Origin of the sequence: Acidovorax sp. Root70 (genome assembly GCF_001428225.1) — a bacterium.
Classification (GTDB): Bacteria; Pseudomonadota; Gammaproteobacteria; order Burkholderiales; family Burkholderiaceae_C; genus Acidovorax.
Genome location: NZ_LMHQ01000027.1, coordinates 240,772 through 253,984 on the forward strand (window position 1 = coordinate 240,772; position 13,213 = coordinate 253,984).

General features: G+C 68.6%; 13 protein-coding genes. 6 read left to right on the plus strand and 7 right to left on the minus strand.

What is annotated here, in order from left to right; translation table 11 throughout:
• The first annotated feature begins 126 nt into the window (after nucleotides 1-126).
• On the plus strand, nucleotides 127-1,536 hold the full coding sequence (locus ASD94_RS14335; protein WP_056644019.1) for a DUF2130 domain-containing protein: 1,410 nt from the start codon (nucleotides 127-129) through the stop codon (nucleotides 1,534-1,536).
• 113 nt (nucleotides 1,537-1,649) lie between these two features.
• Here ASD94_RS14335 and ASD94_RS14340 read toward each other — a convergent pair whose 3' ends face one another.
• Entirely contained in the window at nucleotides 1,650-2,246 is a 597-nt protein-coding gene (locus ASD94_RS14340) for a flavin reductase family protein (RefSeq protein WP_056644021.1), read from the minus strand.
• Nucleotides 2,247-2,567: 321 nt separating this feature from the next.
• Here ASD94_RS14340 and ASD94_RS14345 point away from each other — a divergent pair, with 321 nt between their 5' ends.
• Nucleotides 2,568-2,951 carry a VOC family protein gene (locus ASD94_RS14345; RefSeq protein WP_056644023.1) on the plus strand — a complete coding sequence of 128 codons (384 nt, stop codon included), beginning with the start codon at nucleotides 2,568-2,570 and terminating at the stop codon, nucleotides 2,949-2,951.
• On the opposite strand, the gene ASD94_RS14350 is transcribed toward ASD94_RS14345, so the two are convergent.
• From ASD94_RS14350 to ASD94_RS14365, 4 genes are all read right to left on the minus strand, one after another.
• Nucleotides 2,952-3,554: a hypothetical protein gene (locus ASD94_RS14350; RefSeq protein ID WP_056644026.1), complete on the minus strand. Its 603-nt coding sequence runs from the start codon at nucleotides 3,552-3,554 to the stop codon at nucleotides 2,952-2,954.
• A gap of 25 nt (nucleotides 3,555-3,579) precedes the next feature.
• On the minus strand, nucleotides 3,580-4,401 hold the full coding sequence (locus ASD94_RS14355; protein ID WP_056644028.1) for a DUF899 domain-containing protein: 822 nt from the start codon (nucleotides 4,399-4,401) through the stop codon (nucleotides 3,580-3,582).
• Nucleotides 4,402-4,576: 175 nt separating this feature from the next.
• Complete coding sequence (locus ASD94_RS14360) at nucleotides 4,577-5,269, minus strand: PQQ-binding-like beta-propeller repeat protein (RefSeq protein ID WP_082576884.1); 693 nt, start codon at nucleotides 5,267-5,269, stop codon at nucleotides 4,577-4,579.
• 44 nt (nucleotides 5,270-5,313) lie between these two features.
• Nucleotides 5,314-6,573 (minus strand): hypothetical protein, encoded by a 1,260-nt coding sequence (locus tag ASD94_RS14365; protein WP_056644029.1) that lies wholly within the window; start codon nucleotides 6,571-6,573, stop codon nucleotides 5,314-5,316.
• Between the two features lie 111 nt (nucleotides 6,574-6,684).
• Between ASD94_RS14365 and ASD94_RS14370 the strand changes: the two genes are divergently transcribed.
• Nucleotides 6,685-7,293 carry a class I SAM-dependent methyltransferase gene (locus ASD94_RS14370; protein WP_056644031.1) on the plus strand — a complete coding sequence of 203 codons (609 nt, stop codon included), beginning with the start codon at nucleotides 6,685-6,687 and terminating at the stop codon, nucleotides 7,291-7,293.
• Nucleotides 7,290-8,033, plus strand: coding sequence for a tRNA-uridine aminocarboxypropyltransferase (locus ASD94_RS14375; RefSeq protein WP_056644033.1), 744 nt, complete (start codon nucleotides 7,290-7,292; stop codon nucleotides 8,031-8,033). The genes ASD94_RS14370 and ASD94_RS14375 overlap by 4 nt, the downstream gene beginning before the upstream one ends.
• Before the next feature lie 58 nt (nucleotides 8,034-8,091).
• On the opposite strand, the gene ASD94_RS14380 is transcribed toward ASD94_RS14375, so the two are convergent.
• On the minus strand, nucleotides 8,092-8,736 hold the full coding sequence (locus ASD94_RS14380; RefSeq protein WP_056644034.1) for a DNA-3-methyladenine glycosylase: 645 nt from the start codon (nucleotides 8,734-8,736) through the stop codon (nucleotides 8,092-8,094).
• A 199-nt stretch (nucleotides 8,737-8,935) separates the two neighbouring features.
• On the opposite strand from ASD94_RS14380, the gene ASD94_RS14385 reads away from it, so the two are divergent.
• On the plus strand, nucleotides 8,936-9,187 hold the full coding sequence (locus ASD94_RS14385) for a hypothetical protein (RefSeq protein ID WP_056644036.1): 252 nt from the start codon (nucleotides 8,936-8,938) through the stop codon (nucleotides 9,185-9,187).
• A 225-nt stretch (nucleotides 9,188-9,412) separates the two neighbouring features.
• Nucleotides 9,413-9,985: a hypothetical protein gene (locus ASD94_RS14390; protein WP_056644038.1), complete on the plus strand. Its 573-nt coding sequence runs from the start codon at nucleotides 9,413-9,415 to the stop codon at nucleotides 9,983-9,985.
• A gap of 24 nt (nucleotides 9,986-10,009) precedes the next feature.
• Here ASD94_RS14390 and uvrA read toward each other — a convergent pair whose 3' ends face one another.
• Nucleotides 10,010-13,099 (minus strand): excinuclease ABC subunit UvrA, encoded by a 3,090-nt coding sequence (gene uvrA, locus ASD94_RS14395; RefSeq protein WP_056644040.1) that lies wholly within the window; start codon nucleotides 13,097-13,099, stop codon nucleotides 10,010-10,012.
• Nucleotides 13,100-13,213 lie beyond the last annotated feature (114 nt).

Below are 13,213 nucleotides of genomic sequence, written 5' to 3' on the forward strand. Positions count from 1 at the left end.
TATTTGGCCAAAAATACCTTGATATTTACGCGTCGTCCGGCTGCTGCTCCATGGTCAAACATCAGACGCTTCAGAAAGCAACGGTATGCTCCCTCAGCTACCTATCCACCCGGCAACATACGTCCTATGCACGAAATCATCTGCCCCCACTGCAGCAAAGCCTTCAAGATCGACGAGGCGGGGTATGCCGACATCCTCAAGCAGGTGCGCGATGGCGAGTTTGAGCAGCAGTTGCACGAGCGGCTGGAGCTCGCCGAGCAGGACAAGCGCAATGCGGTGGCGCTGGCGCAGGCCCAGGTGGCCAATGAGCTGCAGAAGTCGGCGGCGGCCAAAGATGCCGAGATTCAAACCCTGAAGGTGCAACTGGATGCGGGCGCGGTGGAGCGCGACCTGGCGGTGGCGCAGGCCCTGAGCGCAGTGGAGAAGCAGCGCGATGCGCTGGCCAATGAACTGGACCGTGCGCGGCTGGCGCAGCAGGCCGCGGACCAGTTGGCACAAGCGCGGCTGGCGCAGGAACTGCAGGGCGTGGCGGCCCAAAAGGACGCAGAGATCCAGCAGCTCAGATCGCAACTGGAGGCGGCCGACGTGGCGCGCAAGCTGGCGGTGACCGAGGCGGTCACAGTGGTGGCCCGCGAGCGCGATGAACTCCAAAATAACCTGAACCTGGTGGTGGTGAAAAAGCAGCTCGAAGAGACCGCCATCAAGGAGCAGTACGCCTTGCAGCTGCGCGACCGCGACGGCGAGATTGCGCGGTTGCGGGACATGAAGGCACGCCTGTCCACCAAGATGGTGGGCGAGACGCTGGAGCAGCACTGCGAGACAGAGTTCAACCGCATCCGCGCCACGGCGTTTCCGCGCGCGTACTTTGAGAAGGATAACGACGCGCGCAGCGGCAGCAAGGGCGACTACATCTTTCGCGATGTGGACGAGGCGGGCAACGAGATCGTCTCGATCATGTTTGAGATGAAGAACGAGAGCGACGAGACCGCCACTAAGAAACGTAACGAAGATTTCTTGAAAGAGCTGGACAAGGACCGCAATGAAAAGGGCTGCGAGTACGCGGTGCTGGTGTCGCTGCTGGAGCCCGAGAGCGAGCTGTACAACACCGGCATCGTGGACATGTTCTACCGCTACCCCAAGATGTATGTGGTGCGGCCGCAGTTTTTCATCCCCATCATCACGCTGCTGCGCAATGCCGCGATGAAGTCGCTGCAATACAAGTCAGAGCTGGCACTGGTGAAGGCGCAGAACCTGGACATCACCAAGTTCGAATCGCAGTTGGAGGAGTTCAAGGGCGCGTTTGGGCGCAACTGGCGGCTGGCGTCGGATGGGTTCGAGGAGGCCGTCAAGCGCATTGACGAAGCCATCAAGGACCTGGAGAAGACCAAGGAAGCGCTGCACAAGTCGGCCAACAACTTGCGCCTGGCCAATGACAAGGCCGAGGACCTGACGATCAAGAAGCTCACCCGCGGCAACCCGACGATGGCGGCCAAATTTGCGGAGCTGAAGCAGGTGGGGATGTTGGACGGGGAGTGAGACAGGGCGGCACGGTGAACGGCGTGCGGCTGTGCATTGCAAACTGTCACCGCAAGCGGTGGCCAGGGCCCCGCTCGGCCTGACGCAGCCACGGTGCGCACATGCGCCCGGGCTCACACCTTGATGGAAGCCCCCGTCGCATAAAACTGCCCGCCCGCCACGTAGTGCAGCGTGCGCAGGTCTTCAGGCCCGGTGTCGAACTCCCAGTGCCCGTTGCGGAACACGCGGTCGTCGGCCCAGGCGGCCACCACTTCGCCGATGAAGAGGTCGTAGGCCTGCTGGTTGTGCGGCTCGGGGAGCACGCGGCACAGCAGCCAGGCGGCGCAGCCTTGCACCAGTGGGGGCGTGGTCTGCACGGGCTGGCCCGGTGCTTCAAACAACTCCACGCCATGGCGCTGCAGCTTGTCGGGCATGGTCTTGGCGCTGTCGGTGCCCAGCGCGACGGTGAGCGCCGCCAGGGGCACGGTGGGCAGCTGCAGCGCAAACAACCCGCTGGCCTCCACCAGCTCGCGCGTGCGGGTGGCCTTGTCGAGCACCACCGTGACCTTGGGCGGCGCAAAGTCCAGCGCGCAGGCCCAGGCGGCGGCCATCACGTTGTGCTGGCCCGCGTGCGCGGCCGACACCAGCACGGTGGGGCCGTGGTTGAGCAGGCGGTAGGCCTTGTCGAGAGGCACGGGGGTGACGTGGGGGTGGGAGGCAGTGGGCAGCATGGGGTGTCAAGGCCTGTTCAGAGGGCGATACCAAGCGGTGGGGGCGGGGCGCAGAGCCAGTGGGTGTTGACGACGTTCGCTACAAATTACATAGCTACTCAGACATATTGCACTAGCACTACAGCGCATTTTGACCGCAAACCGGCCTCCGTACCGGCTATGGGGCTGCTACGGAGCCAGGGCGGCGGGCGCAGCCGTGGCGGCCGTGCAGGGCCCTGCGGCGCGCGGCGTGCATGACGGGCTGGTTCCGCGTTGCCCTAACATCGCCCGGCCAGTCCGTTGGCTACAACCCGCCCCCCAGGGGCCTACAGGAGACGATGAATGTTCAGTCATGTGATGGTCGGTGTGAACGACCTGGAGCGGTCCAAGACGTTTTATGACGCGCTGCTGGGCACGCTGGGCGTGCCGCCCGGCCTGGCCAACAAGAACCGCTATTTCTATCGCGGCCCCACCGGTACCTTTGGCATCACCACGCCCATCAACGGCGAGGCCGCCACCTTTGCCAATGGCGGCACGATCGGGTTTGCGATGCAGTCGCCAGAGCAGGCCGATGCCTTTCATGCAGCCGGCGTGGCCCACGGCGGCACCACCTGCGAAGACCCACCGGGCTGGCGCGAAGGCCCCGGCGGCAAGCTGTACCTGGCGTACCTGCGCGACCCGGACGGCAACAAGATCTGTGCACTGCACCGCCCACCCCAGGCGTAGTCAACGGGCGGGGTAGCCCGTGCTGCCTCTGTGGCGCTGCAGCCAGCGTGTGGCGCCCCGTGCGCCGTGGCACGCTGCGCTGGCCGTGACGGCAGTGGCCGCCAGCATGGCCATGGTGTGCACGCCCAGCGCGGCCAGCGCCAACAGCAAGGGGGTGGAGGGCGCACCTGCACCTGCCGCGCCATTGCCCAGGCACAGCGGTACCAGCGCGGGCACCAGCGCCAGCCCCGCGCCGTGCGCGGTGGCCGCCCCCAGCGACCACAGTGCCATGCCCACCGGCCCGGCGGGCTTGCGCAGACGATCCAGAGTACGACCCGGCCGATGCGCGACAGCCAGGGCCAGCACCACCCCTCCACACAACCCGCCCGCCACGGCCCACAGCACAGGCCGGGACAGCGACAGGCCCCACACCACCGCAGCAGCCGTCAGTGCCACCGAGGCCAGGTGCCCTGCGGCCATGGGCAGCAGCGCGCGCAGCGGCACGCTGCGGTCGTTGGCGTGCAGGCTCCAGGCGGTGGCCAGCCCCCAGCCCGTGAGGGGGTTGAGCCCATGCAGTGCGCCCATGGCGGCGATAGCGAGCCAGGGCCAGAGGGTGGTGTCCATGGTTGTCGTCGCAGTCGCGTGTTGCTCAGCTCCGCGCGGAGCAGCATCCAACCGGCGCGGGGTGAGACGGTGCGGCCTGAAGTGCATGCGCAGCGGACGAAGCCGCGGAGACAGCCGTTGCCTGGGCGGGCGCATACCGGTCGTGGTGGCGCACCCAGTCCATGGGGTAGGCCGGGTTGGTCTCGTGGCGGCCTTGGGGCGTGAGGTCCAGCAATTGGTAGGTGCCCATCATGGCCTCCACGCCGCGCCCGAAGGTGGAATAGGCGTGGAACACCTCGCCCGCATCGCTGCGCACAAATACGCTGAGGCCCGGGGCCTCGTCGGCGGGGAACGGCCGCATGCCGTAGTTGTAGAGCACCTCGCCATTGCCGTGTGCGCGCTGCTCGGGCGTGAAGCTCACGGCAAAGTCGTGGTTGAAGTCGCTGTCGTGCGACGACGCCCAGCGGAACTGCCAGCCCATGCGCAGGCGAAAGCGCTCGATCTCGGCCAGCGGCGCGCGCGACACGGCGAGCACCGATACGTCGCGGTGTTGCAGGTGCAGCTCCATGCCGCCCATGTGGTCGGCCATGAACGAGCAGCTGGGGCAGCCCTGCTCCCACCCCGGGCCAAACATGAAGTGCTGCACCAGCAACTGGCTGCGGCCATCGAACAGATCGGCCAAGGCGCGCGGACCCTGCAGCGTGTCCAGCGTGTAGCGCTTGTCCACGCGGGTCCAGGGCAGTGCGCGGCGCTGCGCGGCGACCTCGTCATGCAGACGGGTCAGCGCCTTCTCGCGGTCCAGCAGCGCGTGGCGCTGGGCCAGCCATTGGTCGGCAGAAACCACGGGATGGGGGGTGGGTGCGTTCATCGGGGTGCTCCTGGTAGGTAGTGGATGACGTTGCGGGATGGGATGGAGGAGTGCATGGGGAGGGCGGCGCCGACAGGCGCACCGCTCCCCGGCCTGCGGCATCGCCTGATGCGCGCAGGGCCTGTGGTGGCAAAGGTGGTGGTGGGTGCGGCGGGGCGCCGCGTCACTCAGGGGGTCAGAGCCGGGCCGCCTTGGGCCGGCGCACGGCGCGGACCTTGCCGCTGCCGCCGCCCCCGCAGTAGAAGAGGTCGGCGCCATCGGATTCGAGGCCGCTCACGCCCATGCCCTGCGGCATATCGAGCTGCTGCAGCACGGCGCCGGTGGCGGGGTCGATGTGGCGCAGCGTGCTTTCGTCGCCCTCCCAGGTGCCATGCCACAGCTCGCCGTCCGCCCAGGTCACGCCGGTCACGAAGCGGTCGGTTTCGATGGTGCGCCGGATGGCGCCTGTGGCCGGGTCGATCTGGTGGATCTTGCGGTCGCGGTACTGGCCCACCCACAGGCTGCCCTCGGCCCAGGTGAGGCCCGAGTCGTTGCCTTTGCCGGGCGCGGGGATGGAGGCCACCACCTCGCCGGTAGCGGGGTCGATCTTGTCGATGCGCGCCTCGGTGATCTGGTACAGGTGCTGGCCGTCAAACGCGGTGCCTGCATCGCTGGCCACGGCCAGCGTGCGCCGGGTTTCGCCGGTGGCGGCATCAAAGGCCACCAGGTGCGCCCCCGTGGCGGCCCAGACATGCTGGCCGTCGTGGGTCACGCCGCTCACGCTGTCCGCGCCCGCAAAGGGGCCGTATTCGCGCACGATCTCGGCAGGCTGTGAGGGCTGGTGGCGGCTGGCGGCAGGTGTCGGGTCGTCGTGGGTGCATGCGGTCATCGTTGGCTCCTGTAGGGTGGCCCGGTGGGGGCTTGGCGTCCACTTTATGCAATTGGCAGCGCAGCGGGGAGTAACAAGATCGTCGTGAATCCGGACAGCGGCGGCGCCAGCCAGCGCTGCGCACGGGCGCGGCCGATGGAGCGCACCCGGCCTTGTTCTTCCAGCTCGGCCAGCGCGCGCTGCACGGTGCGCTGGCTGGCATCCACGGCCAGCGCTAGCGCCGATGTGGACCAGGCAGCACCGTCCGACAGCAACGCGAGCAACGCTGCCTGCTCGCCATCGATGGGCGGCGCCAGCACCACCACCGGCCGCCCGTCCAAGGGCTGCAGCGCAAAGCCGCGCGCCGTGGCCTCGATGCGCGCCAGCGGCCGCAGGAGCGCGCGCAGGCGCCCCACTTCCACCCGCAGCCGCGCGCGGTGGGTGTCGTCCGGGTGACGGGTGCGAAAGGCCTCGGCGATCAGCGCCTCGCGGTCTGCGTCGCCGGGCCAGGCTTGCGCCAGCGCGCGGGCGAGGGCAAACAGAATGGGTCGGCGTGCCAGTGGTTGCCAGACGGCGGTGGCGTCTGCGGCGGACAAGTCAACGCCCACCCCCACGCAGCGCCGGCACGCGTCCACCACCAGCGCGCCAGACGCCAGCAGGTCGGCCACCTCTGACAGGCGCAGCGGCTGGTCCACCCCCGCCCCCACGCGGCGCGCAGCGGGCTGGTCCAGCAGGGCGTGCGCCTGCGCCACCTCGGCCAGCAGGGCCGGTACGCGGGCTTGCTGGGCGGCCTCCTGCGCGCGGTCCAGGGCCGCGCGGGCGGCGGCCATGTGCAGCGAGCGCAGTGCCAGTTCGGCGCTGGTCAGGTCGGTCATGGCCCGCAGGGCGGGGGGCAGGTTGCCCGCTGCGGGGGCGGGAGCCACAGAGGCCATGGCGGCAGCGGCTTCGTCCAGCCGGCCGATGCGCAGCAGCCGCCGCGCCGCAATCAGCCGGGCCTGTGTGGCATTGGCAGTGTCGCCATGGGCTTGCAGCGTGTTGGAGGCCTCGAGCAGCGGTCGGGGTGACCCGCCCAGGTCGCGCATGGCCAGCGCCACCTCGGCCTCGGCCACCACGCAGCGGGCACGCGCCTGGGCTTCGTGGGAGCCAAAGGCGCGCGCCGCCTGCCGCAGCAGGTCGCGCGCACGGGGGTGCTCGCCCAGCTGCGCCATGGCAATGCCGCGCAAGGCCAGGGCGGGCGGGTCGTCGCGCAGGGCCACGCGCTTGAGGGCGCCCAGCGGGTCCCCGGCGGCCAGTGCGCGGGCGGATGCGGAGATCAGCGAATCCATGGGCCACAGACTACACGCCCGCCGCAGCCGCCGTCACGCCCACGCCAAGCACCCGGCCGGGTGCGGGATACTCTGGCGCTTTGCTGCTTTCACCGCCACAAGGACCGCCCATTGAAATCCGCCAGTGCCACCACCTTCGACGAGGCCTATTACCAGCGCTTCTATTTCGACAAGAAAACCAGCGTGGTGGACCCGCAGCACTTGGAGCGCCTGGGCACCTTCGTGTGCAGCTACCTCAAGTACCTGCGTGTACCGGTGCGCCGCGTGCTCGACGTGGGCTGCGGCATCGGGCTGTGGAAAGACATCATGGCGCAGCACTTTCCCGCCGCCAGTTACCAGGGCGTGGAGTTCAGCCCCTACCTGTGTGAGCGCTTTGGGTGGCAGCAGGGATCGGTGGTGGACTATGCGGCGAGCGAGCCGTTCGACTTTGTGATCTGCCAGGGGGTGTTGCCCTACCTGAGCCCGCCCGACCTGAAGGCCGCCCTGCACAACCTGGGCCGCCTGAGCCGGGGCGCGCTGTACGTCGAAGCGGTCTCGCGCGAGGACTTCGAGCGCGACATCATCGACGAGGACATCACCGACAACCGCGTGTTCCGCCACCGGGCTGATCTCTACCGGCGCGGGCTGCAAGAGGGCGCCATTGAGCTGGGCGGCGGCGTGTGGCTCAGCCGCAAGGCGGAGGTGCCGCTGTTTGCGCTGGAGCAGGCGGGCGGCCAGTGAACGACTCCACGCCCCCGGCCCCCCATGCGGTAGCCCGCCTGCGCGCCGAGCGCCTGGCCCGCAGCGCCAAACCCTTCCTGGCGCGGGGCGGCCCCAAGGGTGAGCGCTGCGCGGGCTGCCGCCTGGTGCCCAGCCACTGCATCTGCGCGCTGCGGCCTGCGCTGCCCACGCGCGCGGGCATGTGCCTGCTGATGGCCGACATCGAGCCCCTCAAGCCCAGCAACACCGGCTGGCTGATTGCCGATGTGGTGGCCGACACCTATGCCTTTGGCTGGGCGCGCACCGAGGTGCACCCCGACCTGCTGGCACTGCTGGCCGACCCGCAATGGCAGCCGTATGTAGTGTTCCCCGGCGAGTTCGTGGCGCCCGAGCGCGTCGTCACGCAGGTGGCCACGGTCGAGGGCAAACGCCCATTGTTCGTGCTGCTCGACGCCACCTGGCCCGAGGCGCGCAAGATGTTCCGCAAGAGCCCCTACCTCAACCACCTGCCCGTGCTGAGCCTGCAGCCCGAGCAGCTCTCGCGCTACCACCTGCGCCGGTCCACGCGCATGGACCACTTCTGCACCTCCGAGGTCGGCGCGCTGTGCCTGGAGCTGGCGGGCGAGCTGCAAGCCGCGCAGGCGCTGGAGGCGTACCTGGACGTGTTCACCCACCACTACCTGCAGGCCAAGCACCAGTTGCCAGTGGCTGCGGACGATGCCACGCACCTGCGGCTGCGCGCCCTGGTCACGCCCCCCTGAGCCGGTTCGCACCGGTGGCCGTTGCCCGTGCGGGCCAGCCTGCTCACCACGCCCGCGGTCAGCCCCCGCGCTGCGATTGCGCCGCATCCGCCGGTGCAAAGCCCCGGCTCAGGTAACGCGAACCCTGCAACCCGAACCGCCAGGGCATGTCCACCGCCTTGCTGATGCCGATGCGGGGCCCGGCCACCACTGGCAGCGCGCGGCGATGCTCGGGCGCGGGCTCCAGCAGCGCAAAGGGGGGCGCGTTCAGCGGCAGGTGGTTGAAGCTGGCGTCAATGCCCAGTGCCTGCGCCAGCCGGCCGGGCCCGGCGCACAGTAGCCTGGCGTCTTGCATGCCACCACGCCGTGCGCGCATCACGTCCAGCCCGTGGGTGGGTTCCAGGGCCCGCAGCAGCACGCCTGCGCCGTGCCCGGCCTCGCGGCACACGGTGTTGATGCACCAGTGCAGCCCATACGAGCGGTACACGTATGCCCGACCGGGCGGGCCGAACATCGCGGCATTGCGCGCCGTGGGGCCGCTGTAGGTGTGCGATGCGGCATCGGCCTGGTCGTAGGCCTCGGTCTCCACGATGCGGCCGCCCACGCCGTCCACCCACAGCGTCACGCCGATCAAGCGCTGCGCCACCGCGGGGGCGGGGGCACTGAAGTCGATGAGCGCCGGCACGAGCGACAGCTCGGGCAGCGAGGGAGGGGACGGGGACATGCCCGGATGCTAGTCCACGCGCGGCATGCGGCACAATCGCGCCCCGCACAGCGCCTTTGGGTTCCACGCCCCGGCCGACCCACCCCCACCCCTTGCGGGCCCGGGCGCCCCGGTTCGCACTACAGTCGTTCCTCGCGCACCAAGGCCCTGGGGCTGAAGGCGCGCTATTCCCTTGATCACCCGAAACGAAAGAGCTCCCATGACCAAAGACCTGGCCCGCCAGCGTGAACTCCAGCCCATGGTGCTGTGCGAGCCCTGCCAGGGCATCCAGCGCAACTGGCGCAAGGCCCCTGGCCACGCCGAACTGGTGCAGCGCGGCAACCGCAAGGAAGACCGCGAAGAGGGCACCGTCACCATCACCCGCTACGTGTGCGACCGCTGCGGCACCGCGTGGGAGTACGAGAACGACAAGAACAACCAGCGGGCAGGCTGGTCGGTGGTGGGGCGCTGAGCACAACCCATGCCCCGGTGCCAAAGCCGCCACGCGGGCAGACCACCTGGTTGCCAGCGCGCCATCTCCCTGCCAGCCAATGCACCTGTTTTGATAGCTACACAGGTATATGGCACTAGCGCTACCGCCCTGTAGAGCGCATATTCACCTGCGCGAGGGCTATAACCAGCGCACGGGCACCTTTTTGCGCCCCCGGTGTCACACCGGTTTTGACGGAGAGCACCCATGCTGCATCGCAGACGATTCCTGACCGCTACGACCCGTGGCCTCGCCCTGGGCGGCGTGGCGCTGCTGGCGGCGCGGGGCGCACAGGCCCAGCCCAGCTACACCGTGCCCCTGGCCCAGCTGCAGGCCATGGTGGACCCCAAATTTCCCCGCAGCGTGCCAGTGCAGGGCCTGTTCAACCTGACCGTGCAGACGCCGCACCTGCGCCTGCTGCCCGAGGTGAACCGCCTCGGCGCGGCCATGGCGCTCGACGTGGCCGGCCCGGCTTTGCGACGCAGCTACCCCGGCAGTCTGGATGTGGAATTTGCGCTGCGCTACGAGGCCAGCGACCGCACGCTGCGCGCCCACCAGATCCAGCTGGGTCGCATGGAGTTTCCCAGCCTGCGCCCGGCGGTGACCGAGCTGCTCAATGCCTACGGCCCGCAGCTGGCCGAGCAGTCGCTGCGCGAGGTCACGCTGCACCAGCTGCGCCCGCAAGACACGGCAGTGTTTGACGGCCTGGGCCTGCAGCCAGGGCCCATCACCGTGACGGCCAAGGGGCTGACCGTGGCGTTTGTGACCAAGGCGCCCTGAGTACAGACGCTAGGCACCCTGCGCTCAGCCCGACGTTTTTCTCAGATAAGGTGCCAGATACCGCCCCGTGTGGCTGGCCGGGTTGGCCGCCAGCTCTTCGGGCGTGCCCACCCCCACCACGGTGCCCCCGCCCGCACCGCCCTCGGGGCCCATGTCGATGAGCCAGTCAGCCGTTTTGATCACGTCGAGGTTGTGCTCAATGATCACGATGGTGTTGCCCGCATCGCGCAGCTGGTGCAGTACCTTGAGCAGCAGGTCGATGTCCGCAAAGTGCAGGCCGGTGGTGGGCTCGTCCAGAATGTACAGCGTGCGGCCGGTGTCTCGCTTGCTCAGCTCCTGCGCCAGCTTCACACGCTGCGCCTCGCCGCCCGACAGCGTGGTCGCCGCCTGGCCCAGGCGGATGTAGCTCAAACCCACGTCCAGCAGCGTCTGCAGCTTGCGGGCGATGGTGGGCACGTCCTTGAAGTACGCCGCCGCGTCTTCCACCGTCAGCTCCAGGATCTGCGCGATGTTCTTGCCCTTCCACTGCACTTCGAGCGTTTCGCGGTTGTAGCGCTGGCCGTGGCAGATGTCGCAGGGCACGTACACGTCGGGCAGAAAGTGCATCTCCACCTTCACCACGCCGTCGCCCTGGCAGGCCTCGCAACGGCCGCCGCCGGACGACTGCGACACGTTGAAGCTGAAGCGCCCCGGACCATAGCCACGTTCTTTGGCAGTGTTGGTCTCGGCCATGAGTTCGCGGATGGGGGTGAACAGGCCCGTGTAGGTGGCGGGGTTGCTGCGCGGCGTGCGGCCAATAGGGCTCTGGTCCACGTTGATGACCTTGTCGAAGTACTCGATGCCGACGATCTCTTCGTGCGCGGCGGGTTCTTCGTGCGCACGGTGCACCTGCCGCGCCACGGCGGCGTACAGCGTGTCGTTGACCAGCGTGCTCTTGCCCGAGCCCGAGACCCCTGTCACGCAGGTGAGCAGGCCCACGGGGAAGTCCACCGTCACGCCCTTGAGGTTGTTGCCCGTGGCCCCCACCACGCGCAGCGCCTGCACGGCGCCTTGGCGTGCGTGGTGCTCGGCCATGCGCTCGGCGCGGCGCTTGCTGGCCTCGGTCTGCGGAAAGCGCGATTTGGCCTTGGCCTCGACCACGGGCGCGGGCTGGTCCAGCACGGGCAGCCACGGCGTGCGGCGCTGGGGCACGGCAATGGTGCGCGTGCCCGACAGGTACTGGCCGGTGAGCGACTGGGCATTGGCGCGCACTTCGTCATACGTGCCCTGCGCCATCACCCGCCCGCCGTGCACGCCCGCGCCGGGCCCCATGTCGATCACATGGTCGGCGGCGCGCATCATGTCCTCGTCGTGCTCGACCACGATCACGCTGTTGCCAATGTCGCGCAGGTGCTGCAGCGTGGCAATCAGCCGGTCGTTATCGCGCTGGTGCAGGCCGATGCTGGGCTCGTCCAGCACATACATCACGCCCGTCAGGCCCGAGCCGATTTGCGACGCCAGGCGGATGCGCTGCGCCTCGCCGCCGGAGAGCGTCTCGGCGCTGCGGTCCAGGCTCAGATAGCTCAGGCCCACGTCGTTCAAAAACTGCAGGCGCGTGGCGATCTCGCGCACCACCTTGTCGGCAATCTCGGCCTTGGCGCCGGTGAGCTGCAGGGCGCGGAACCACGCGTGGGCATCGCTCAGCGTGGCGTGGCTCACTTCGTAGATGGCGCGGGCCTGTTCGCCCTCGCCCACCTTCACATGGCGGGCCTCGCGGCGCAGGCGCACGCCGTGGCACTCGGGGCAGGGCTGGGTACTGCGGAAGCGCGCCAGGTCCTCGCGCACCACCACCGAGTCGGTCTCGCGGTAGCGGCGCGCCATGTTGGGCAGGATGCCCTCGAACGGGTGCTTTTTGGTGTGCACCTTGCCCTTGGAGGCCCCGCTGTCCATGATGTAGCTGAAGGCGATTTCTTCCTCGCCCGAGCCGTGCAGGATGGCGTGCTGCACCGGCGCAGGCAGCGACTCAAACGGCGCCTCGATGTCGAACACATAGTGCCGGGCCAAGCTCTCCATCATCGCAAAGTAGTAGCCGTTGCGCCGGTCCCAGCCCTTGATGGCGCCGCTGGCCAGGCTCAGCGTGGGGAAGGCGACCACACGCGCCGGGTCGAACACCTCACGCTGGCCAATGCCGTCGCAGGCGGGGCAGGCGCCCATGGGCGAGTTGAAAGAGAACAGGCGCGGCTCCAGCTCGGCCAGCGAATAGCTGCACACCGGGCACGCGAACTTGCTGCTGAACAGGTGCTCCTGCCCCGTGTCCATCTCCAGCGCCAACACGCGACCATTGCCGTCATGGCCGCCCACGCGCAGGGCGGCCTCGATGCTCTCTGCCAGGCGCTGCTGCAGGTCGGCCCGCACCTTGATGCGGTCGATCACCACGTCAATGTCGTGCTTCTCGGTTTTCTTGAGTGCGGGCAGGTTCTCGTGTTCGTAGATCTGGCCATCCACGCGGAAGCGGATATAGCCCAGCGCCTGCATCTGCGCAAACAGCTCGGTGAACTCGCCCTTCTTCTCGCGCGCCACAGGGGCGAGGATCATGAGCTTGGTGTCCTCGGGCAGCGCCAGCACGGCGTCCACCATCTGGCTCACCGTCTGCGCCGCCAGCGGCAGGCCGTGGTCCGGGCAGAACGGGGTGCCCGCGCGGGCGTACAGCAGGCGCAGGTAGTCGTGGATCTCGGTCACCGTGCCCACGGTGGAGCGCGGGTTGTGGCTGGTGGCCTTCTGCTCGATGCTGATGGCGGGCGACAGTCCCTCGATCAGGTCCACATCGGGCTTGTCCAGCCTCCCGAGAAATTGCCGCGCATAAGCCGACAGGCTCTCCACATAGCGCCGCTGGCCTTCGGCATACAGCGTGTCAAACGCCAGGCTCGACTTGCCCGAACCCGACAACCCCGTAATCACCACCAGCTGGTTGCGCGGAATGTCCAGGTCGATGTTCTTGAGGTTGTGCGTGCGCGCGCCACGGATGCTGATGCGCTGCTCGCGCAGGGCGCGGGCGAGGTAGACACCATCGGCGGATCGGTCGTCGGCAACGGGGGGAGGGGTCACGGGCGGGCTCGGTGCGGGAAAACCCACCATGATAGGCGAGAGCCTCTGAGCCGGAGCCTCACTCTTATGACGAAGCGCTGCGCCCTCCATCCCGGCTTGCTACAGCTACCCCTATAACCTTGATCAATTGTTAACATCACCGGT

Coding starts and splice junctions, on each gene's coding strand:
- ASD94_RS14360 (WP_082576884.1), bottom strand. CDS start 5,269: ATGACCGCATGCACCCACGACGACCCGACACCTGCCGCCAGCCGCCAC.
- ASD94_RS14340 (WP_056644021.1), bottom strand. CDS start 2,246: ATGCTGCCCACTGCCTCCCACCCCCACGTCACCCCCGTGCCTCTCGAC.
- ASD94_RS14390 (WP_056644038.1), top strand. CDS start 9,413: ATGCTGCATCGCAGACGATTCCTGACCGCTACGACCCGTGGCCTCGCC.
- ASD94_RS14345 (WP_056644023.1), top strand. CDS start 2,568: ATGTTCAGTCATGTGATGGTCGGTGTGAACGACCTGGAGCGGTCCAAG.
- ASD94_RS14385 (WP_056644036.1), top strand. CDS start 8,936: ATGACCAAAGACCTGGCCCGCCAGCGTGAACTCCAGCCCATGGTGCTG.
- ASD94_RS14350 (WP_056644026.1), bottom strand. CDS start 3,554: ATGGACACCACCCTCTGGCCCTGGCTCGCTATCGCCGCCATGGGCGCA.
- ASD94_RS14355 (WP_056644028.1), bottom strand. CDS start 4,401: ATGAACGCACCCACCCCCCATCCCGTGGTTTCTGCCGACCAATGGCTG.
- ASD94_RS14380 (WP_056644034.1), bottom strand. CDS start 8,736: ATGTCCCCGTCCCCTCCCTCGCTGCCCGAGCTGTCGCTCGTGCCGGCG.
- ASD94_RS14365 (WP_056644029.1), bottom strand. CDS start 6,573: ATGGATTCGCTGATCTCCGCATCCGCCCGCGCACTGGCCGCCGGGGAC.
- ASD94_RS14335 (WP_056644019.1), top strand. CDS start 127: ATGCACGAAATCATCTGCCCCCACTGCAGCAAAGCCTTCAAGATCGAC.
- uvrA (WP_056644040.1), bottom strand. CDS start 13,099: ATGGTGGGTTTTCCCGCACCGAGCCCGCCCGTGACCCCTCCCCCCGTT.